General features: G+C 40.1%; 16 protein-coding genes and 1 tRNA gene. 12 read left to right on the plus strand and 5 right to left on the minus strand.

Annotation, left to right across the window (positions count from 1 at the left end):
• Positions 1–371: 371 nt before the first annotated feature.
• Positions 372–1,163 (minus strand): ZIP family metal transporter, encoded by a 792-nt coding sequence (locus BLP46_RS02185; RefSeq protein ID WP_353961292.1) that lies wholly within the window; start codon positions 1,161–1,163, stop codon positions 372–374.
• A gap of 278 nt (positions 1,164–1,441) precedes the next feature.
• Here BLP46_RS02185 and BLP46_RS02190 point away from each other — a divergent pair.
• The 10 genes from BLP46_RS02190 (at position 1,442) to BLP46_RS02235 (ending at position 12,711) form a co-directional block, all read left to right on the plus strand.
• Positions 1,442–1,518: transfer RNA gene (locus tag BLP46_RS02190), tRNA-Pro, on the plus strand.
• Positions 1,519–1,826: 308 nt separating this feature from the next.
• Complete coding sequence (locus BLP46_RS02195) at positions 1,827–4,814, plus strand: starch-binding protein (RefSeq protein ID WP_092974941.1); 2,988 nt, start codon at positions 1,827–1,829, stop codon at positions 4,812–4,814.
• Between the two features lie 271 nt (positions 4,815–5,085).
• Positions 5,086–5,886 (plus strand): FAD-dependent thymidylate synthase, encoded by an 801-nt coding sequence (gene thyX, locus BLP46_RS02200; RefSeq protein ID WP_092974944.1) that lies wholly within the window; start codon positions 5,086–5,088, stop codon positions 5,884–5,886.
• 11 nt (positions 5,887–5,897) lie between these two features.
• A complete protein-coding gene (locus BLP46_RS02205; RefSeq protein WP_092974947.1) occupies positions 5,898–6,569 on the plus strand; it encodes a dTMP kinase in 672 nt (223 codons plus the stop codon).
• Between the two features lie 56 nt (positions 6,570–6,625).
• Positions 6,626–7,165 (plus strand): DJ-1 family glyoxalase III, encoded by a 540-nt coding sequence (locus BLP46_RS02210; protein WP_092974950.1) that lies wholly within the window; start codon positions 6,626–6,628, stop codon positions 7,163–7,165.
• On the plus strand, positions 7,156–7,746 hold the full coding sequence (locus BLP46_RS02215) for a 5-formyltetrahydrofolate cyclo-ligase (RefSeq protein ID WP_092974953.1): 591 nt from the start codon (positions 7,156–7,158) through the stop codon (positions 7,744–7,746). The genes BLP46_RS02210 and BLP46_RS02215 overlap by 10 nt, the downstream gene beginning before the upstream one ends.
• 13 nt (positions 7,747–7,759) lie before the next feature.
• Positions 7,760–9,118, plus strand: coding sequence for an endolytic transglycosylase MltG (mltG, locus tag BLP46_RS02220; RefSeq protein WP_092974957.1), 1,359 nt, complete (start codon positions 7,760–7,762; stop codon positions 9,116–9,118).
• On the plus strand, positions 9,105–10,325 hold the full coding sequence (locus BLP46_RS02225) for a peptidase U32 family protein (protein WP_318259418.1): 1,221 nt from the start codon (positions 9,105–9,107) through the stop codon (positions 10,323–10,325). Before mltG ends, BLP46_RS02225 begins: the two co-directional genes overlap by 14 nt.
• A gap of 221 nt (positions 10,326–10,546) precedes the next feature.
• Complete coding sequence (alr, locus tag BLP46_RS02230) at positions 10,547–11,665, plus strand: alanine racemase (RefSeq protein WP_092974960.1); 1,119 nt, start codon at positions 10,547–10,549, stop codon at positions 11,663–11,665.
• 14 nt (positions 11,666–11,679) lie between these two features.
• Positions 11,680–12,711, plus strand: a complete 1,032-nt coding sequence (locus BLP46_RS02235) for a sugar-transfer associated ATP-grasp domain-containing protein (RefSeq protein WP_092974963.1) — start codon at positions 11,680–11,682, stop codon at positions 12,709–12,711.
• 66 nt (positions 12,712–12,777) lie between these two features.
• Here the strand turns inward: BLP46_RS02235 and BLP46_RS12935 are convergent, their stop codons facing one another.
• Positions 12,778–12,957, minus strand: a complete 180-nt coding sequence (locus BLP46_RS12935) for a hypothetical protein (protein ID WP_167669141.1) — start codon at positions 12,955–12,957, stop codon at positions 12,778–12,780.
• Positions 12,958–13,197: 240 nt separating this feature from the next.
• Between BLP46_RS12935 and BLP46_RS02240 the strand changes: the two genes are divergently transcribed.
• Both BLP46_RS02240 and BLP46_RS02245 read left to right on the plus strand, forming a co-directional pair.
• Positions 13,198–14,913 carry a glycosyltransferase family protein gene (locus BLP46_RS02240; RefSeq protein ID WP_092974966.1) on the plus strand — a complete coding sequence of 572 codons (1,716 nt, stop codon included), beginning with the start codon at positions 13,198–13,200 and terminating at the stop codon, positions 14,911–14,913.
• Between the two features lie 30 nt (positions 14,914–14,943).
• Complete coding sequence (locus BLP46_RS02245) at positions 14,944–15,834, plus strand: patatin-like phospholipase family protein (RefSeq protein WP_167669145.1); 891 nt, start codon at positions 14,944–14,946, stop codon at positions 15,832–15,834.
• Between the two features lie 201 nt (positions 15,835–16,035).
• On the opposite strand, the gene BLP46_RS02250 is transcribed toward BLP46_RS02245, so the two are convergent.
• The 3 genes from BLP46_RS02250 to mfd form a co-directional block, all read right to left on the minus strand.
• A complete protein-coding gene (locus tag BLP46_RS02250) occupies positions 16,036–16,887 on the minus strand; it encodes a hypothetical protein (RefSeq protein WP_092974973.1) in 852 nt (283 codons plus the stop codon).
• Positions 16,888–16,919: 32 nt separating this feature from the next.
• Positions 16,920–18,122, minus strand: a complete 1,203-nt coding sequence (locus BLP46_RS02255) for a hypothetical protein (RefSeq protein ID WP_143000428.1) — start codon at positions 18,120–18,122, stop codon at positions 16,920–16,922.
• A gap of 162 nt (positions 18,123–18,284) precedes the next feature.
• On the minus strand, positions 18,285–21,746 hold the full coding sequence (gene mfd / locus BLP46_RS02260) for a transcription-repair coupling factor (protein ID WP_318259419.1): 3,462 nt from the start codon (positions 21,744–21,746) through the stop codon (positions 18,285–18,287).
• Between the last annotated feature and the right edge of the window lie 49 nt (positions 21,747–21,795).

The following is a 21,795-nucleotide window of genomic DNA, read 5'->3' on the forward strand; positions in this document are numbered from 1 at the left end:
AGTTGCTAACTGAGGCTATTATACTATTTAATTTTTGCAAAGTCAACAATTTTTTTATTATCCGCAGTTTTTGCTCCGAACAAAGTTTTGTTTTGCTTGCAAGAAAAGCAAATCTTAAATTTATCGCAAGCAGAGCAGTAGAGCGTTAGCCCCTCAGGTTTTCAGCAGGGTATTATAAACTCAAATTGAAATTCTGGTGTAATAAAATACAAACCGCTTGCAAATCTCGGATACTGCCGATTTCAACTCATAATACGTCAGTTGATGTGCACAATGATTATTGAATAAACTGTTTTTGCGTTTGATATATTTTTATTTCATTAATATTATGCACCGCTTTTTAACTTATATTCATTTTGCTTTATAAAAATTTATCCGAGAACAACGTCAAGAATCATCATAACCGAAAATCCTATTGCAAAAAACACAGTGCCGATGTTTGAATGTGAGCCGTGTGACATTTCGGGAATCAGCTCCTCAACCACAACGTATATCATTGCCCCGGCTGCAAATGATAAAAAGTATGGCATAACAGGCACAATTATGTTTGCAAGCATTATTGTTATAATTGCTCCCAAAGGTTCGACTGCACCTGAAATCACTCCGCCGAGAAACGCCTTTGATTTGCTCATTCCCTCGGATTTGAGCGGCATTGAGATAATAGCACCCTCGGGAAAATTTTGTATTGCAATTCCGACTGCAAGCGCAAATGCTCCCGCAACAGAGATTCCTGTGTTTCCGAGCATACATCCTGCATACACCGCTCCAACCGACATTCCCTCCGGAATATTGTGTATGGTTACGGCAAGCAAAAGCATTGTGGTCTTTTGAAAGTTGCTGTGCAGTCCCTCCGATTCACTGCTGAATTGGTGCAAATGCGGTACAAGCCTGTCGATGCCGTAAATAAATAGAATCCCTATCCAAAAACCAATTATAACCGGAACAATTGCTTGTGAACCGTTGTCTTTATTCATTTCAATTGCCGGAATTATAAGACTCCAAACAGAAGCGGCAACCATAACTCCGGCTGCAAATCCCGTAAGAGCTCTTTGGACATTGTCTCCTATACTGTTTTTTAGCAGGAACACACAGGCTGAACCAAGTGAAGTTCCTAAAAACGGGATAAGTATTCCCACTGCTATTTCGGTATTTACTATAATCACTCCTTTAAATCAATTTAAGTTAGCAGTTGCTAACCGAGTTAATTATAATGCAGAAAAATTAATTTTGTCAATATAAATTACGGCTGTTAAGTTGAGATATTCTTTAATAATTTTAAGTAATGCATTTAAAACCTGCATGCCTAATTATGTATAATTATTCAATTTTATGCAAAAACAATTCATAGAATTGCATAATAATTAAATATAATATATGGAATTTTTATTTTATGCTCTTGACAATGCATAAGGTTTTTGATAAAATATTATTTGATATTTATCGGGATGTAGCGCAGCTTGGTAGCGCACACGTCTGGGGGGCGTGGTGTCGCAAGTTCAAATCTTGTCATCCCGACCAAAGAAGCAGTCATATTGGCTGCTTCTTCTTTTTTTGTTTTTTATTATCCTAAAATGTCACTTCCCGTGGTATTGAGTCTTTGTAAAACTTAATAATCAGTATAAGATTGAAATATTTGGTAAATATTGTTAATATTTAATAAACATTTTTGATTGTTTTGTATATGTTTAAATATTGTTGTCAGATTGACTAAAAACATAAATTTTTTATTGTTAAATAAGCAGATTGAATAAATTTACATAATTTGTTATTATGTAAGTGTTAATGCAAACGGGCATTTACGGTAAAAATTTTTAGGAGTGAGAATTTTGAAGAAGAGAATCACAAGTATTGTACTCTCAGCTTGCATGCTACTTTCTTGTGTTGCAGTCGGAAGTTTTTCAACTCAGGCTGCCGAAGTAACAAGCTCTGAAGCAGTATCATCAGGAAGTCAGGAACCTCTTGATCATATCCAGGGTGCCAACATCCTCCACTGCTTTGACTGGTCGTACAATTCAATCAAGGCAAACCTTAAGGACATTAAGGACGCAGGCTACACAGCAGTTCAGACATCGCCTGTTCAGACACCAAAAGATTACAGCGCAAGTTATAAGAAACAGAGTGATGAATGGTGGAAGCTCTATCAGCCAATATCATTTAACATTGCAGACGGCAACACTTGGCTCGGCACAAAGGCTGAATTAAAAGAGCTTTGTACAGAGGCTGAGAATTACGGTATCAAGGTTATTGTTGATATCGTTGCAAACCATATGGCTGACGTTGACAGTTCAGGTAACACAAGAGGCAATATTTCTTCACAGATTGAAGCTGAAGTTCGTAACAACGACAGCAACTGGCATCTTAACAGTTCTTGGGCAAACAGTGACAACGACAGATATTCCATGACCCAGGGTTCAATCGGTCAGCCTGACGTTAATACAGGTAGCAGCTATATTCAAAACAGAGTTAAAAATCTTTTGATTGATTGTATCAATCAGGGAGTTGACGGTTTCCGTTTTGATACAGCTAAGCACATTGAGCTTCCGACAGACTCAGGTTTCGGCAGTCAGTTCTGGCCTACTGTTGTAAACGGCTCACAGAGCTCAACAAGCAATAAGATTTTCTATTACGGCGAAGTTCTTAACGGCTGTGCAACAGATATTTCAAATTATACAAAGTACTTATCCGTTACAGATAACTACTCAGGCGACACAAAGCTTTATGCCGCAAATACAGGCAATGCTAAGGGCCTTGCTGATTCTAACTATGCAAAGGGTGCAGGCGCAAACAAAACTGTACTTTGGGCTGAATCACACGATACATATATGGGTGGTACCGGTTCCAGCGGTTATCAAAATACAAAGAGTGTACCTGATTCATCAATTGTAAAGGCTTGGGCAATGGTTGGTTCAAGAGCTGACGCCTCTTCACTGTTCTTTGCAAGACCTGCTGCAAATATGGGTGACGCAAGTACAGATACAACATGGAAGTCAAAGGCAGTTGCAGAAGTAAACAAGTTCAAGAACTATTTTGACGGCGAGTCAGAGTATCTTTCATCATCAGGCAGTGTAGCTTATAACGAACGCGGAACTTCAGGCGTTGTTATTGCAAAGCTTGACGGTGCAGGTTCTGTAAACATTTCTGCAAAGAGAATGAAAGACGGAACATATACAGATCAGGTTACAGGCAACGAATTTAAGGTTTCAAACGGCAACATTTCAGGTATAGTTGGTTCAACAGGTGTAGCTGTCGTTTATAACGCAGTAACTCCTGGTCCTTCGGTAAGTGCTGTTCCGGGAACATCAAGCTATAAGACAGACACACTCACAATCACACTTAACTACAAGAACGGCGCAACAAGCGGTTGGTACTCAATTGATGGCAGCGATTATAAGAGTTTTACTAACGGTGAGAAGATCACAATCGGCGCCGGTGTTGCATACGGTACATCTACAATATTAAATGTTAAGGCTTCAGACGGCACAACAACATCTGATCCTATTTCCTATAAGTATACAAAGGTTGACCCAAGCGTAGTTCAGAAAATTTATTTTGACAACTCATCATACAACTGGTCATCTGTATACGCTTACATCTATTCTGATAAAACCACAAAGAACGCTTCATGGCCGGGAGAAAAGATGACTTTGGATTCTTCAACAGGATATTATTCAATTGAAGTTCCTGACAATCTTGCAGACGGTTATGTAATCTTTACAGAGACAAATAATGCAACAACTAACCGCTATCCTGCTGATATGCAGCCCGGACTTAGCCTTAACAGCAAAAATATGCTTTTCAAAGCAAACCATGAGTGGGTTGAATACAATGTTGTAGCACCAACAACTCCAACTCAGCCAACAACAGCAACTACCCCTTCAACAGCAACTGAGCCTACAACAACACCGACTCCTGTAATCAGAGTACTTATCGGTGACGTTGACAATGACGGTGTTGTTTCAATCAAAGACGCAACAATAATCCAGAGATATATCAATGGCGTTAATACAATCAATGATACAGAAGAATTCAAGCTTGCTGCTGATACAAACGGCGACGGTAGCATTGATATTCTTGATGTAACAGCAATTCAGTATTACCTTGCTAACAACAGAGCAATGGCAGGCAACTGCGGAAAATATACAGGTGAAGAAGATCCTACAACACCTGCAACAGAGCCTACCGAAACAACAGAGCCTACAACACAGCCAGCAAGCAATACAATTTACTTTAAGAATACAGGCAACTGGTCAAACGTAATGGCTTACTATTGGAGCGAAGATGATACTAAGATGACAACTTGGCCCGGCGAAGCAATGACAAGCGTTGGAGATAACGTATACAGCATTGATTTACCTTCAGATGCAACATATATTATTTTCAACAGCAACGGCGGAGCTCAGACTGATGACATTAAACTTCAGGGATTTGGTAAAATTTATGAGAACGGAAGCTGGAGCGATTACAGCGGTTCTCCTGTACAGCCTACATCTCCCGAAACTCCAACAAACCCGGATTCCGGTGACAACTACACAATTACATTCACAAACAACAGAAACTGGGGCAATGTAAACTGCTATTATTGGAGCGAGGCTGATACAACAATGACAGCTTGGCCGGGAACTCAGATGACTTACTCAACCACAAATGACTTTGGTGAAAAGATTTACACAATTGAGATTCCAAGTTCTGTTGACCATATAATTTTTAACGATGGCAGCGGTTCACAGACAGTTGACATTGCAGTAACAGGCAGTGCAAAATACTACATTTCAGGCGGTTCTGGTTCTGCCTGCACAGTTGAAACCTGGGAATAATTAAAACAGAATTGCTTAATTTCAGCATTTAGTTTTATTGCTGAGGCTCTCAAATTGAGGGCCTCAGTTTTTTTACGCCGATTTTCACAATAATAAATATACAATTTATAAGATATAATATTAACTTGATTTAAAATATATGTTTTACATTCTGTTTGCGACTTTAATGTGTTTTAAGTCATATTTTAGATATTGAAAAAAACATAGTAAAATGATATAATAATTATATCTATGTAACGATATGTACTTTTTAGACGAAAGAAGGCATAAAATGGCTATCAAAGTAACTTTGCTTACACATACTCCGAATCCTGAAAAGACTGTCGCTATGGCAGCAAAACTTTGTTATTCTCCGTCAGGAATAGAGGATATAAGCGAAGGTCTAACAGAAGAAAAAACAGCCTCTTTTATAAATATGCTTGCCGACCTCGGCCATGCAAGTCCTACCGAGCACGCCTCATTCACTTTTGGCATTGAAGGTATTTCACGTGCTTGTTCGCACCAGCTTGTTCGTCACAGAATTGCCTCATACAGCCAACAGTCTCAAAGATATGTTGACGGTTCAAATTTTGAATTTGTCACACCTCCTGCAATTGCTGAAAATGAGGAGGCGTTAGAGGCATATAATGTTGTTATTGATATGCAGGCAAAGGCTTACAAAAAAATCCGCAACGCACTTACGGCAGGTTATATAAAAGAATATTTGAATAATAATGTTGACGGCTCAGACGAGGAAATAATGGAGAAGTTTAAGTCTGAAAATAAGTCACAGTATAACGCCTTTGTAAAAAAGGCAAATGAGGACGCTCGATTTATTCTTCCAAATGCTACCACAACCAAAATCGTGTGCACATTTAATGCACGCAGTTTGCAAAACTTTTTTGCTCATCGTTGTTGCAACAGAGCACAGTGGGAGATTCGCGAGGTTGCCGAACAAATGCTTTTGCAGTGCCTTAAGGTTGCACCGAACCTGTTTAAAAACTGCGGTCCGTCCTGCCTTTTCGGCCCTTGTCCCGAGGGAAAAATGTGCTGTGGCAAACAAAAAGAAATGCGTGAAAAATATGGCAGATAACAGGAGTTTATATGAAAAGCAAACTTATAGTAATTGAGGGGCTTGACGGAAGCGGAAAGGCAACGCAGACAAAACTGCTTGCGGATAAGCTGACTTCAATGGGCAGGACCGTAAGAAAACTTGAATTTCCCGATTATGACAGCCCGAGTTCTTCTCTTGTAAAAATGTACCTCAACGGTGATTTCGGAAAAAATCCGGAAGACGTAAATGCATATGCCGCTTCCGCATTTTATGCTGTTGACAGAGCTGCAAGTTATCTGAAAAATTGGAAAAACGATTGTAATAACGGTAGCGTGATTTTGTGCGACAGATATTGCACATCAAACATCATTTACCAGATGTCAAAGGTAAAGAATGATGAGCGTGACGGCTTTATTGAGTGGCAGAGCGATTTTGAGTATAACAAGCTCGGTTTGCCTGTGCCCGACGCAGTAATTTATCTTGACGTTGACCTCGATGTTTCTCAAAGGCTTATGGAAAAGCGTTACGGCGGCGATAAGTCCAAAATGGACTTGCATGAACAAAATGTCAAATTCCTGCGTGAATGTCGTGAAAGCGCAGTTTATGCAACACAAAAGTGCGGTTGGATAAAAATTGATTGCTGTGAAAACGGCGATATAAAGTCTATTAAAAAAATAGCCGCAGAAATTGAAAAGGTAGTTTTTGATATTTTAAAACCATAACGAATATAATTGATTTTGCAGCGTAAAATCTGTATAGGTCAGAAAGGATGAAAAATATGTTTTATGTATTTCTTGCAGACGGATTTGAAGAGACCGAGGCAATAGCTCCAACAGACGTTATGCGACGTTCAAAGCTTGATGTACAGACTGTCGGCGTAACCGGAATACAGGTAAAGAGCTCACACGGCGTTACAGTTACTGCCGATGTGTCGATTGATGATATAACCTTTGACAATCTTGAGGGTGTTGTGCTTCCGGGCGGTATGCCGGGTACGCTCAACCTTGAGAAAAACAAAAAGGTGCTTGAGTATACTAAATATTGTTTTAATAACGGTAAGATTGTAGCCGCAATTTGTGCCGCACCGTCAATTTTGGGACATCTCGGAATACTTAGAGGCAAAAGTGCAACGTGTTTTCCCGGATTTGAAAATGAGCTTGACTGCAAAGAATATACATCTGCCCACACCGAAACAGACGGTTTGGTGGTTACGGCAAAGGGTGCAGGCTGTGCAATAGAATTTGGCCATGCAATCGTAAGTCTTGCGGCGTCAAAAGAGACAGCCGACAAGGTGATTGAGGATATGCAATGCCTCTAAAAAATATCAAAGAGCGCAAAAGAGAGCTGAGGGCTTACTACAAAAAGCTCAGGGCTGAATGCCCTCAGGATATAAAGCAAGACCTTGACAAAGAGCTTACTCAAAAATTTTTGTTGCTTGATGAGTACAAAAATTGTGACACACTTTTTGCGTTTGTGTCAATGCCGATTGAGTGTGATACATCTAAGATAATTGATAATGCTTTGCTTGATAATAAGCGTGTTGCTCTGCCAAAATGCAAAAACAAATCGGGCATAATGGATTTTTATTTTATCAATTCTAAGGATGACTTAAAAAAGGGAATGTACTCAATTTTTGAGCCTGACTCGGATAAGTGTAAGCTTGTAACGGACTTTTCGCACGGACTTTGCCTTGTTCCGGGTTTGTGCTTTGACTTTCAGGGCTATCGTCTTGGCTTTGGCAAGGGGTATTATGACAAATTCTTAAATGATTTCGGAGGAACATCTGTCGGAATCTGTTATTCAAGATATGTTGAAAAAAGCCTGCCGCACGGAATTTTTGATAAGTATACGGATATTCTCGTAACTGAAAAATTTGTAAATCACAACCATAATGATTAAAGGATTGGTGTAAATGAGCGTTGATAACTACGGTAATCACCCAAATCTTGAAGAAGAAAGACGCAAAAAAGCGGAAAACTTTCGCCTGAATATTCCTGACAGGGATAATTACGATGATTATAACTATATGGATGACTATGACGACGAAACATCTGAGCTTAATTCTTACAGTGGAGAAGATGTCAGGCAGCAGATAGAGCGACAGTCCAGACATGCTTTAAAAAAGCAAAAACGTGCAGAAAAGAAAGAGCTGAGGGCAAAAAACAAACACAACAGAAGAATTTTTCGCCTTGTGTGGCTTTTTTCTGTTATTATCGTCGGCGCAATGGCTGCGGTGTTTATAATTACAGGTGTGAATGATTTGCTTGCTATAAACCGCACAAGTTCAGATACCGTCAAAGTGAAAGTCCCAAAAGACCCAACAGTAGACCAAATCAGCGACCTGCTTAAATACAACGGCGTAATTGATGAACCGCTTTATTTTAAGATGTTTGCAACGCTTACAAAATCTTCAGATGATTTTTCACAGGGTACATATGAGTTAAGAAAAAATATGGATTATCAAGCCATAATAACAAACCTTGAGGGTTCAGCCAGCCGTACAGATACGGTTTCGGTTACAATCATTGAAGGACAGAACGTGCTTGAAATTGCCAATACTCTCTATGATGAGGGTGCTCTTGAAGATAAGGATAAGTTCCTTGAACTTTGCAACTCAGACCAGTTTGACGATGATTTCAGCTTCATCAAGGCCATTGATAATAAGGCTGACAGATATTACAAGCTTGAGGGCTATCTCTATCCCGATAAATATGATTTCTATCTGAATGAAGAACCGGAAAGCGTTATCTACAAATTCCTTAATAACTACGAGTCCAAAATGAACGAGAAACAGGAATTTAGCGGATATGATAAGACCTATACAATCAATCAGATGATTGAAGAATCAGGGACAAGCTATTCTCTTGACGAGATTATGAGAATTGCTTCAATTATTCAGGCTGAGGCTGCCGACAAGGATGATATGTACTACATTTCCTCAATTCTTCACAACAGACTTTCGGCTGATGAAAGTATGGGTGTTTCTAACCTTGGTCTTGATTCAACAAAATATTATCCTTACAGAAGTGCCGTTGATATTCCGTCAAATGTGGGAAGCGACTATGTGAGCAAGTACGAAACCTATGATAAGGCAGGCTTGCCGGCAGGCTCAATTTGTAACCCCGGTATGGATGCCATAAAAGCCGCTATCCTGCCAAAAGAAACGGATTATTACTTCTTCTGTCACGACAAGGACGGACAAGCCTACTACGCAACAACGTTGTACGGTCATAATCAGAATTTGGAGAAAATAAGCAATGACGATGAATAAACCCGAAATATTGTCTCCGGCAGGAGATATGGAATGTCTCAATTCTGCGTTAAATTTCGGTGCAGACGCCGTGTTCCTTGCAGGAAAGATGTTTGGAATGCGTTCCGCACCAAAGAACTTTGATAATTCCGATTTAAAAAAGGCTTGTGAGCTTGCACATTCATTGGGCAGAAAGGTTCACCTGACCTGTAACATATTGCCACACAACAGTGAACTTTCTGCATTGCCCGACTTTTTGGCTTATGCTCAGGAGTGTGGCGTAGACGCATTCATTATTGCCGACTTGGGAATTTTTGAAGCGGCTAAAAAATATGCTCCAAAGGTTGCACGTCATATTTCCACTCAGGCGGGTGTGACCAATTATGCAACCGCAAATGTGCTGTATAATATGGGAGCGTCAAGAGTGGTTCTTGCAAGGGAAATTCCGCTTGACGAGATTGCCGAGATGCGTGCCAAGGTGCCGAGTAAACTTGAAATTGAGTGCTTTGTGCACGGAGCTATGTGTGTTTCATTTTCGGGCAGATGTCTAATTTCAAGCTATATGACCGGCAGAGACGCAAATCACGGAGATTGTGCTCAGCCCTGCCGTTGGAAGTATCATTTGTTTGAAGAAAACCGCGAGGGACAGTACTTTCCTGTTGAGGAAACAGGCGACGGAACATATCTTTACAATTCACGTGACCTGTGTATGATTGAGCATATTCCCGAGCTTGTAAAGGCAGGAATCTCAAGCTTTAAGATAGAAGGAAGAGCAAAGTCGGCATATTATACTGCCGTAACAACAAATGCTTATCGCCATGCTGTTGATGGTTATTTTGCAAATACCGAAAACTTTGTCTTGAAACCTTGGATAAAGGAAGAACTTGATAAAATAAGCCACAGGGAATACAACACGGGCTTTTACTTTAATCATGAACCCGGTCAGGTGACAGGAAACGGCGGATATATACGTCACTATGACGCTGTTGCCGTTTGTGAAAAATCAATTGATGACAGCACTTCAATAATCTCACAACGCAACAAGTTTTATGTAGGAGATACTCTTGATGTTTTACCTCCGAGCGGAATACCGTTTTTGACTAAATGCCTGTCTCTTGAAAACAAGGACGGAATAATGGTTGAGAGCGCACCGCACCCAACAGAACGGCTGACTATGAAGTCAGACCACGTCATTCCTCAAAGTTCTGTAATAAGAAAGAAAAAGTAAATCAATCAAGGCGGTTGGCATAAGTCAGCCGCCTTATATATTGTGCATTGTCAGTATTATATGATTATGCAAAATAATATCATAACAGCCTAACTATAAAATATGACAATGTCAGAATTCGGTATGACAAACAAAAGTATAATAATATTGTAAAATAATAAAATATATGGTATAATCACAAATATATGTTATGATGTCTAATATTGAAAGAGGTTTGGAATTTGAGGAAACTGGCACAACGTACAGAAGCAGTGGTAAGCCTGCGTGCTCTTGAACATAATATAAATAATATAAAAAAACGTTTAAATAAAGATGTTGAAATTATGGCTGTATTAAAAGGTGACGGTTATGGTCATGGCGAAAAGGGAATATATCCGACCCTTAAAAAGTGCGGAATAAAGCGTTATGCCGTTGCCGTGTGGGAAGAAGGAGCGTCTCTGAGAAAAGCCGGAGCGGTTGAGCCCATACTTTTGCTGGGTGATACCTGTGACGGACAGCTTGAAAATCTCATAAAGTATAATCTTACTCCTGCCATATTTTCACTTGATACTGCCGAAAAACTTAATTTACTTGCAAAGTGGAATTGCACCGTTTGCCCGGTGCATATAAAAATAGACACCGGTATGAGTCGTATCGGTTTTACCTGTGACGATAATTCGATAGAGGTTATCAAGAAAATCTCAAAAATGGAGAACCTTAAAATTACAGGTGCTTTTACTCACTTTTCACGTGCAGATGAAGAGGACGGAAAAAGTGCTCACGAACAATTCAAAAAGTTTAATGATATGATGGACAGGCTTGAAAAAGAGGGCGTGTCAATTCCGTTTAAACACGTTGCCAACAGCCCTGCCATTTTGCTTCGCCCTGAAACTCAGCTTAATGCCGTAAGAGCGGGTGATATTGTGTTTGGACTTTGCCCGATTGATGAAGATGATTGGGCTAAAGAGGATTTTGAGCAGGTTATGCGTTGGTACACATATGTTGTTATGGTCAAAGAAGTTCCCGTGGGAACCGAGGTTGGCTACGGCGGAACGTTTGTAACCAAACGCCCCACAAAGATAGCAACTGTTCCTGTCGGTTTTGCCGACGGATACAGCCGCAAACTTTCAAACAAAGGAAAGGTTATAATCAACGGAAAAGAAGCCCCGATTATCGGAAGAATTTGTATGGACCAGTTTATGGTTGATGTAACCGATATCGGAGAAGTTAAGAGGGGCGATACGGTTTCGCTTCTTGACGACAAGCTCAGCGTAGTGTGGATGGCTGACTTGCTTGACAGTAATGTAGATGAAATAGTTTGCGGAATTTCAAAGCGTGTTCCGAGAATTTATGAGTATTAATTGAGGTAGATTAAATGGGAAAATCGTATATTTTTAAGGTTATTGCCCACGCAAGCATCGGCAAGATGAACAGCGTAATTGACGAAGTTCACAAACGCTCCGGAAAAAGCAAGGCAAGCATCTTTTTTGATATGGCATACTGTGCCAAAAAATACGGCGCAGGTTACTATGATTATGAAATTTTTGCTTTTTATAACCTTAACAAACAGCAGCGTGCAACCTATATGACGCGTATGATAAGCAAAAAGTTCAACACATTTATGAATAATTGGGATTATGCCCATTTTCTTGAAAACAAAGACGAATTTAACGAACTTTACCGAGATTATATCGGCAGAGATTTTATTGAAATGAATAAGGCAAGCAAGGAAGATATAAGAAAATTTGCCGAAAACCACGAGTACCTCTTCTGTAAGCTTCAGGACAAAGAATGCGGAATCGGATGCGAGCGACTAAAAGTCAGCGATTTTGAAAGCTTTGATAAGCTTTATGATTACCTCAAGAAAAAAGAGTTCTGCACAATTGAGGAAAATATCACGCAGCACCCGGCACTCAGCAAGCTGTATCCGAACGCTGTTAACAGTATGAGAATTATCACAGTGCTTGATAACAACAAGGTTGCGCACTGTTTGTATATTGTACAGAAAATGGGACTTGGCGGAAGCGTAATCGACAACAATTGTCTTTTTGCTCCTGTTGACCCTGAAACAGGCATAATTAAATATCCTGCACATTCGGGTGACACAACCAAGGGAATAGTGTATACCGAACATCCCGATACACACGTTAAAATTCAGGGATACAAAATTCCGTTTGTAAAAGAAGCGGTTGCAATGTGCCTAAAGGCTGCAACGGTTGTGCCGCAGATAAGATATGTGGGATGGGATGTTGCAATCACTCCCAATAGTCCTGCAATTATTGAGGGCAATACCTATTGTGCACACGATTTTTGGCAGCTTCCTCCGCATACTCCCAACAAAATCGGAATGCTTCCAACTATCAAAAAATATATACCTGAGTTTTTTGAGGCTAACCCAAAGCTATAAATTTGTTAATGTAAATTGTTAATAATAAAAAGGGCAGACCGCATTTGCAGTCTGCCCTCGGTATATTTAAACGTCAATGGTCAGCGGATAGCTTTGTTTAGCCGCAGCAGCCGCAACCGTTGTTGTTGTCTCCGTTGTTACCGCAGCAACAACTGAGGATAAGAAGCAAAACAATAATGCCGCAGCAGCTGTTGTTATTTCCAAACCAGTTACACATGAGTTTTCCTCCTTTCGTTTACAATACATACTATTGCAACTTTTAAATTTTGTTACAAAAACAATATTGAATTTGATTCTTTTCTGATTTTTCAATATCAAAACAGGCAATAAATATTGCGATTTAAAAATACTGTGATATAATTAACATATAAAATTGTTGTTTGTAACTGTTTCATAAATGGATTATTACCTGCATTGTTTAATTATGGAAAATAACAAACAGATTGTGCTTGCAGATGTCAAATAAACTTTGTTCAGGAGTTAAATATGAAAATCAGCAGTAAAACCTCAAGGATAGTCCTTGTGTTTATAATTGTTCTCAGTCTTGCGATAAGCACCTTATTTATGGTTAACAAGCAGGGATTTCATGAGGACGAACTTCTTACATATAACCTTGCAAATTCATCAAAACAGCTCTCAACAAACGGCGAATGGAATACTCCCGAGGATTTTAATGAGTATTTGTCCGTAAGTGAAAACAACAGGTTCAATTACGCACAAGTATATCAAAATCAAATCATTGACGCTTCTCATCCGCCGTTTTATTATGCCTTGGTTCACACTGTCTGTTCGCTGTTTCCGGGCGTTTTCAGCAAGTGGCTCTCCTATTCAATCAATGTAATTGCAATGGTTGGCGTATTAATTCTGTTATATAAAATAGGGCAGAGGGTGACAAACAATAATTTATATGCGCTGATTGGTGTTGGAGCGTATGCTTTGAGCATAGCCTGTGTTACCACCACAATTTACCTTCGTATGTACGCAACTCTCACATTCTTTGTACTGGCATTTTTATATATGTCACTTAAAATGTATGACAAAAAGAATACGGTAAACTTTGGTGACTGCATTTTGCTTACTCTAATTGTAATTCTCGGCGTGCTCACCCAGTATTACTTCATACTTTTTGCCGCACTTGTGGGATTGACATTTCTTGTATTTAAAATTAAAGAAAAATGTTTTAAAGACTTAATAAAGTATATTATTTCGGCAATAATCGGCGCAGGGATTGCACTATGCATTTATCCGTACATAATTTCAAATGTCCTTGGCGGCAACAGGGGCTTTGGCTCTCTGAGCTTTTCAATTGACGTAATTACGGCGGTAACATACATAATCTATAAGCTTTGCACATATGTTCAGATTTTGTCCAAAGATATGTTCCTAAATAAGATTTGGCTGCTTGTGCTCTGTGCTGTATGCGTATTGGGTTTTGGAGTTTATTTAAGATTTTTCAAAAAACAGAAACTCAGTCGAAAGGCAACCATTATAGCAGTGCCTGCCGTGGTATTCTTCATAGGAATCTCGCTTGTATCGCCGTTTAACAGTGATCGATATGTAATGGCTTCGCTTCCGCTGATTGCAATGCTGTTTGCTTTTGCTTTCATCAAGATTTTAACCACGCTGAACATAAAAAGGGTAAACGTAATTGTACCTGTGAGTGTGTTGCTTGCAAGCACAATTGCATTTATTACCGTAAAACCATACTATACCTACGGAAAGACAAATCTTTATGAGCCGCAAACCGACAACTGCATCTTTGTGGGAACGGCAATGCTTGAGTGGAACAAGTGCATTGATAAATTTATGCAATACGACGGTACTATGATTGTTCAGACTTCGCAAATGTCAACAACCCTCGGCGATGAACTTGAAAATTTTGCCACGAAGCGCGGAATTATTACAAACGGAAAAATTAACGAGCTTGCCGGCGCATATATGAACAACGGCGATGTGAACAGGCAGAAGACCGACAGCATATCGGCTATAAAAACTGACGAAAAGCTTAACACTCTTAACAGTGTTACTGTTTATATTTCACGCCTTGCCGATAACTATGCGGTAATTAATTACATTACACACAATACGAAATTTAAAAATTATGATTTGATACAGGCTGATTACAGCTTTTACGAGTTTTACAATTGGTATGACTACTTTGTTGAAACCGAATCATATTGTAATGTTTACAAGTTTTATTGATATCTCAGATAAGGAAAACAGGTGACTATTGTGGAAAACAAAGACAGAAAGGATGCAATCGGCATTGCTTTTTCGGGTGGTGGATTGCAGGGAATTGCACATATCGGCGCAATAAAGGCACTGTATGAGCTTGGTATACGTCCTCAATACGTTTCCGGTACAAGCTCGGGAGCTGCTATGGCGGCAATTATTGCAATGGGATTTGAAGCTGACGAAATGAAAGCAGTTGCCAAAAAACATTGGAAGACGCTTGCTGAAATTGATAACGGCTTAATTTTTAAATCACTTGCACAGTTGATTTTAAATAAAAAGATAAAAAAGGACGGAATTAAGTCCGGTGAACTAATTTCCGACGTTATCAGCTCTATAATGGCAGAAAAGGGAATAAAGGGCTTTGAAGATTTGCCGATTAATCTTTCAATTGTTACTGTGGATACCCTGACAACAGATGAATGTATATTCACCACAAAGGACGAACACCTGCAAAATGACCATGTTCATTACATAACAGGTGCGCCGCTTGACCTTGCGGTCAGGGCAAGTATGTCCTTTCCTGCAATATACACCACATGCAGTTATAAAAACTATAACTTTATCGACGGCGGCTCAAAGGATAATTTGCCTGTAAAGGTTCTTAAGGATATGGGTGTCGGCAAGGTGCTTGCCATTGGATTTAATATTATAAATTATAATCCGGACGCAGGACTTGGCGGATTAATCAAGGTTATTTGGAGAGCTCTTGACGTTTACTCAATTGATGGAACAAGAGAGTCAATGAAGATGGCGGATTATGCGGTAGAAATTAACAACGAGAATACGCAGTTGTTTTCGATGGACAGCGTTGACGAAACCATTCAGGAGGGCTATGATGCAATAATGGCCAATAAGGCTGAAATCATCAGGATATTTGGAAAAAGTTAGCTTATTGTTGCTTATTGGACTTATGGTATAATCGGTATTACCTTGCAAAAAATTATATGCTATTATTTATTGAAAACAACACGGATATAGTTTTTTGCTGAGTGAGAATATAGTTATAACAATTTTTGTTGATATACAAAAAGCAGACTTCAATCGAAGTCTGCTTTTTTTAGTGCTTAAATTTGGTTTCTGTAATACTAATTATTTGTATCGTCTGCCGCCGTTTTTGTAACGCTTACCGCTTGAATTTTTAGGAACGTGAACTTCAGCGGTATTATATTTTCTGCTGCGCTCAAGTTCCTTTTCCTGCGCTTTTTGATATGATCTGTAAGCGGCATCATTATGATTGCTTTGCGGACGGTGGGCAACTGCGTTGCGTGATTTTACTCTGCCCGGCATTTTGCGGTGACTAAAACCTCCAACGGTTACGCCCTTGCGTTGCTTTATAATTTCTATAACAACGTAAGAAATTCCTGCAATGCTTAGGATAATTAAAGCAATTCCCAAGAACAACATCCAGTCGCCGTTATTAAGCTTGCTGTCGTTATTCTTGATGAAGCTAAAGTCATCGTCCCCCGAATTTGAATCTCCTGCGTTATTTAAGCTTGCCTGAATGTCTTTCCAGTCCTTGCTTGAAAGCACGCTGTCGTCAATTTTTTTGCTGTCAACATCGTATACCGGAACAGAAGCAGCCGTGCTTGCAGGCGGGTCATATGTCTGTCCGCCGCCTACATAAAGTTCAGAACTCTGACTGTTATCATTATAATCATAATCGTTGCTTGAATAATAGTCAGGTTCACTATAATAATTTGAACTGTTATTATAATCAGGATTATATTGGGGGGGGTCGGATGAAACGTCGGATTGTGAGCTTTGTGGGTCAGACTCAACCGGTGGAGCATAGGTTGGAGGTTCTATGATACTTGAAGTATCGTCACCGCCTGACGGTTGGTCTCCGGTGTTTTCTCCGACTGCATAAGCGGTAAAACTAAACGCAGTAATACAAAATATAAATGTTAAGAGAGCTGTAATCAGCCTGTGTTGCTTAATCATACAATTCTCCTTTCTCAGAAAGTGCACTGTGATTATTCGTCGGCAGTTGTTGTGGATGCTGAGGTAGTAGGTTCAACTGCCTTAAAGAACATCTTAGGATTATAAGAATCAATTACACCGGTATTAGCATCATAATCAAGGTCTTTTGTAAGGTCCTTGATGTAATCATTGAATTCGTCCTGCTTCATTGCCGAAAGAACCGAACTCTTTTGTGATGCATCGTCAAAATATGTTACTGCAGTGTCTTTAATATCATTTTTGTATATAAGGTAGTAAATTGCTGAGTCGCCTGAGCCAACTTTAATTGTTGTTGCTTTGCCGCCGTCAAGCTTCTCAACAGCTTCTTTAAGCTCATCACCGGCTGAGAATTTCTCAAGTGCTTCAATAGAAGATTTGGACGGATCTGTGTCAATGCTGTTTTTATCCATATATTTCTCTACGGCACCCTCAAACTTCATATCCGACTTGTTGATAGCGTCTGCATAGCCGTCGAGTTCATCGGTTATCTTCTTTGCATCGTCATCAGAAAGAGCAGTGTTAACTGACTTGCCTGATTCATCGGCAGATGAAGTATAAAGATTTACCGGCAAATATTTATAATCAACATAGTTTTCGGTGAAGTACTTTGTCAGCTCGCTGTCAGAAACTTCCTTTGAGCCGCCTTTTCCGTAAAGTGCATTAAACAATGCAGATTGCTTTGTTGAATACTCTGTTGTGCAGTATTTAAAACTTTCAAGAGATATGCCAAAAGGCTCTAAGTCATCTTTCATCGGCATAACATAACCGTACTGAGCGTACTGGCCAACGTTCCAATATGTTTCAGCCTGGTCATCGGCACTTTGCATTGTAGCTTCGTCAACGCTTGCACCCTCTTTGTCAAGCTGCTGGTCTACAACAAGAAAGCTCAGGCACATTGTTTCAGCCTGCTCCTTAATCCAATCCTTAGCAACCTTGGTGTTGCCGTCATCATCGGTGATTTCCATATCAAGCCAACTGTCCTTTGTGCTGTCGTAGTCGTCAAGCTTTTTTGCATATGTTTCAGCCTGACTGTAAGCAACATCAAGAGCGTAAATATAAACGCCGATAGAAAGTTCTTTGTCGCTTGTCTTGTATGACCATTCCTTGTTAAGGCTGCAGCCCGAAACAAAGACTGCAGAAAGAATCATTACAACTGCAAGCAGTAATGAACCGATTTTTACACTTGGTTTCATAGTTTTCATACCATCCTTAATCATTAAAATTTCCTTTGCAAACAAAATTGCAAACATACTCCAATATAAGTATACGTACTATATGATTATACACAATAAATTCTCAATTGTCCATATTTTGATAAAATTTTGTACAGATTTATTTTTTGTCTGTGTAAATCTTATACTTTCAGATGACTTTTTATATTATTGTATACTGAATATTTTTTTAAGGGTGTCAATTGACGAGTTTTCTGACGGGCAATTTACGGACAAATATGGTTTTGCTCCCGCATTAAGCATTGCCTTTCCGTTTAACGCAATCAACAAATCTGCAACGGCAGGGGACTTAATCTCTTTGACATAAAGCAAAAGTGTATTTCCGTTTTGCCTGATTTCGTAAATTCCCATTGCATTTGCCTTGTTGCGGATAAGCGCAATATCAATAAGCCCGAGTACCGATTTTGGAATTTCGCCGAATCTGTCTTTAAGTTCGTCCTTTACATCGTTGCTGTCTTCAAGTGAACGAATGTCTGCAATTCTGCGATAAACATCAAGCCTAAGCGTCAGACTCTCAACATAGCTTTCCGGAATATGTGCGTCAACGGAAATGTCAATGAGGCAATCCATATCCTTGGTTGTGGTAATTTCGCCTTTTTCTTCACTTACTGCCTCTTCAAGAAGTTTAAGGTACATGTCGTAGCCGACAGATTCCATATGACCGTGCTGTTGTGCACCCATAATGTTGCCTGCACCTCTTAACTCAAGGTCACGCATTGCAATTTTGAAGCCGCTGCCAAATTCCGTAAATTCACGAATGGCGGCAAGTCTTTTTTGCTGAATTTCGGTAAGCACTTTATTTTTGCGGAAAGTAAAGTAAGCATATGCTCGCCTTGAGCTTCTGCCGACTCTTCCTCTCAGCTGATGAAGCTGAGAAAGTCCCATTCTGTCCGCATTTTCTATTATAAGGGTGTTGGCATTCGGCAAATCCACACCTGTTTCGATTATTGTGGTGCAGACAAGCACGTCAATTTCTTGTGCAAGCATTTTTCGCCAAACTTCGCTCAATTCATTTTCACGCATTTTGCCGTGACCTATTCCGATCTTGGCTTCGGGAACAGCTTCAAGAATCCTGTTGGCTGTCGATTCAATGCTTTCTACATCGTTGTGCAGATAAAACACCTGACCGCCTCGCCTCAGTTCACGCCTGATAGCTTCGTTGATTACTCCGTCGTCGTGTTCAAGCACATAGGTTTGTACCGGCTGGCGGTTCATCGGAGCCTCGGTAATAACGCTCATATCACGCAATCCGCTCATTGCCATATTAAGTGTTCTCGGAATCGGTGTTGCCGAAAGCGTAAGCACGTCAACATTTTTGCAAAGTTCCTTAAAATGTTCCTTTTGAGTTACGCCAAAACGCTGTTCCTCATCAATTATTGCAAGTCCCAAGTCTCTGAACTCAACATCTTTTTGAACAAGCCTGTGAGTACCTATAATAATATCAACTTCACCGTGTTTTAGCTTTTTCAAAATTTCCTTTTGCTCTTTAGCTGTTTTAAAACGTGACAAAAGCTCAATTCTTACCGGGTATCCCTCAAATCGTTTGGTGACGGTCTGATAATGTTGCCATGCAAGAATTGTTGTGGGGCATAGGAACGCACATTGTTTTGAATCGGCAACGCACTTAAACGCCGCCCTTAGTGCCACCTCGGTTTTGCCGAATCCTACGTCGCCGCACAAAAGTCTGTCCATCGGTGAAGTTTTCTCCATATCACGCTTGATTTCAGAGGCACAGGTAAGCTGGTCGGGAGTTTCTTCGTATTCAAACTTTGCCTCAAAGTCACGCTGCCACTCATTGTCACGTGAAAAGGCATAGCCCTTTGACTTCATTCTTGCCGAATATAGCGCAATAAGCTCCTTGGCAATGTCTTTTACCGACGATTTTACCTTTGCTTTTGCCTTTTGCCAATCCTGAGAACCCAAACGGCTGAGCTTTACACGTGAGTTTTCCTGGGGACCAATATACTTAGCAACCATATCAAGCTGAGTAACGGGTACGTAAAGCACATCGCCCTTTGCATAGTCTATTTTGATATAGTCCTTTGTTATTCCGTGAGTATCAATTTTGCGTATTCCGCTGAAAACACCGATACCGTGAACGCTATGAACTACGTAATCGCCTGCTGAAAGCTCTGAAAGACTGTAAATTTCCTGGCCGTTCTTAGGCTTTTTGCGTTTTCGTGTTTCAACTTTGTACGCAGCCTGACCGTACGTTATCAGGAAAAATTTGTCACCCAACAGTTCAAAGCCTGAGCTCAGAGCACCGCTCGTGACAAATATCTTTCCGCTTTGAATCGAGTCTATATTTTCAGAGAAAACAGCGTTATATCCGTCTGACGTAAGGTTTTTAACAAGGTTTTTTGCGGACTTGTCTGTTCCTGCAAGAATAACTCCGCACCTATCGGGGGCAAAAAGTCCCTGTAAATCTTCAGAAAGCTGATTGTATGAACCGTTCCAAGCAGCAAGCTTGTTTGATGAAAAACTTATAGATGTTCCGAGGTTCAACGGAATTGAGCCGTGAAGAAAGCTTTCAAGCACAATTGTTCCGTGAGCATTCAGCAAATCAATGCACTCATTGTGCGTAAGCGAAAAACGGTCAAAGCCCCTGCAAAGCGTTCCGTCCTCAAAGCATTGACCTATCATCTCGTTATTTTGAAATTCGGTCGATTTCAGCCTGTCCTGTACTCTTGAAAATTCTGAAACAAAGAAAAGTGAATTTCTGTCAAAGTAATCAAACAGGCATTGGGGCTTGTCATATATTTGATTTATAAATTTGTCGCCGTTAGCAGGCATAGCGCCGCTTCGTATCAGCTCGGCTTCTTCATACAGCTTCTCACGTGCTTTTGGCGCACCTCTGCCGCGCAGTAAACCTGCCTTGTGTGTGATTTTATCCGCAAGCGCTTCCCTATCGTCAATTATAATTTCGGTTGACGGTGTAAGCCTGATTTTTCCCGATTTTTTAAAACGCCTCTGAGTTTCAATATCAAAATAGCTTAAATCGGTTATCTCGTCGCCCCAAAATTCTGCCCTTACAGGATACTCGCTGTCGGGCATAAAGAAGTCAAGTATTCCGCCTCTGAGCGAAAACTGACCGCTGCCGTCAACTGCGTCAAAACGCTCATATCCAAGCAGAGTCAAGGCCTTGACTGCCTTTTCAAGCGCAATTTCCTTTCCCTCCTCAAGCTCAAGGGTGCTGTCAATCAATGTGCTTTCGGGAACTGTCAGCTGACAAGCCGCGTCTATGCACGCAACAACAACGTCACATTCCTTTTCCGCAAGTTTCAAAAGGACCTTGAGCCGAGCGTGCTCATATTCATGAGATTTGCTTTGAATATCAATAAAGTTGTAGTCACGCACCGGATAGAACAGTGCTTTTACCCCCATTGAACAAAGGTCGTTGCAAAGAATTTGCGCTTCTTTTTCGTCTGAGGCAACACAAAGAGCCGTGACATTCCTGACACGGCACATTGAATAAATTATATACGCCTTGCTGACGGCTGTAAGACCGGACACGCAAAGTGATTTTCCTGTTTTGTCATTTTTGAGCAGAGTTTTAAAAGCGTCATTACCCTTTAAAACATCAATCAAAAAATTCATTTTATCGCTCATATTTGAACTCTTTTCAATTGTCACATTGTATTTTGTGAATTTTAGTCGG

This window comes from Ruminococcus sp. YE282, from assembly GCA_900101355.1.
Lineage (GTDB): Bacteria > Bacillota > Clostridia > Oscillospirales > Acutalibacteraceae > Ruminococcoides > Ruminococcoides bromii_A.

What these genes read in the sequence shown, in the direction of transcription:
- thyX (WP_092974944.1), top strand. Translation starts at nt 5,086, where the DNA reads ATGGCTATCAAAGTAACTTTGCTTACACATACTCCGAATCCTGAAAAG.
- BLP46_RS02205 (WP_092974947.1), top strand. Translation starts at nt 5,898, where the DNA reads ATGAAAAGCAAACTTATAGTAATTGAGGGGCTTGACGGAAGCGGAAAG.
- BLP46_RS02210 (WP_092974950.1), top strand. Translation starts at nt 6,626, where the DNA reads ATGTTTTATGTATTTCTTGCAGACGGATTTGAAGAGACCGAGGCAATA.
- BLP46_RS02215 (WP_092974953.1), top strand. Translation starts at nt 7,156, where the DNA reads ATGCCTCTAAAAAATATCAAAGAGCGCAAAAGAGAGCTGAGGGCTTAC.
- mltG (WP_092974957.1), top strand. Translation starts at nt 7,760, where the DNA reads ATGAGCGTTGATAACTACGGTAATCACCCAAATCTTGAAGAAGAAAGA.
- BLP46_RS02225 (WP_318259418.1), top strand. Translation starts at nt 9,105, where the DNA reads ATGACGATGAATAAACCCGAAATATTGTCTCCGGCAGGAGATATGGAA.
- BLP46_RS02235 (WP_092974963.1), top strand. Translation starts at nt 11,680, where the DNA reads ATGGGAAAATCGTATATTTTTAAGGTTATTGCCCACGCAAGCATCGGC.
- BLP46_RS12935 (WP_167669141.1), bottom strand. Translation starts at nt 12,957, where the DNA reads ATGTATTGTAAACGAAAGGAGGAAAACTCATGTGTAACTGGTTTGGAA.
- BLP46_RS02240 (WP_092974966.1), top strand. Translation starts at nt 13,198, where the DNA reads ATGAAAATCAGCAGTAAAACCTCAAGGATAGTCCTTGTGTTTATAATT.
- BLP46_RS02250 (WP_092974973.1), bottom strand. Translation starts at nt 16,887, where the DNA reads ATGATTAAGCAACACAGGCTGATTACAGCTCTCTTAACATTTATATTT.
- BLP46_RS02255 (WP_143000428.1), bottom strand. Translation starts at nt 18,122, where the DNA reads ATGATTAAGGATGGTATGAAAACTATGAAACCAAGTGTAAAAATCGGT.
- mfd (WP_318259419.1), bottom strand. Translation starts at nt 21,746, where the DNA reads ATGAGCGATAAAATGAATTTTTTGATTGATGTTTTAAAGGGTAATGAC.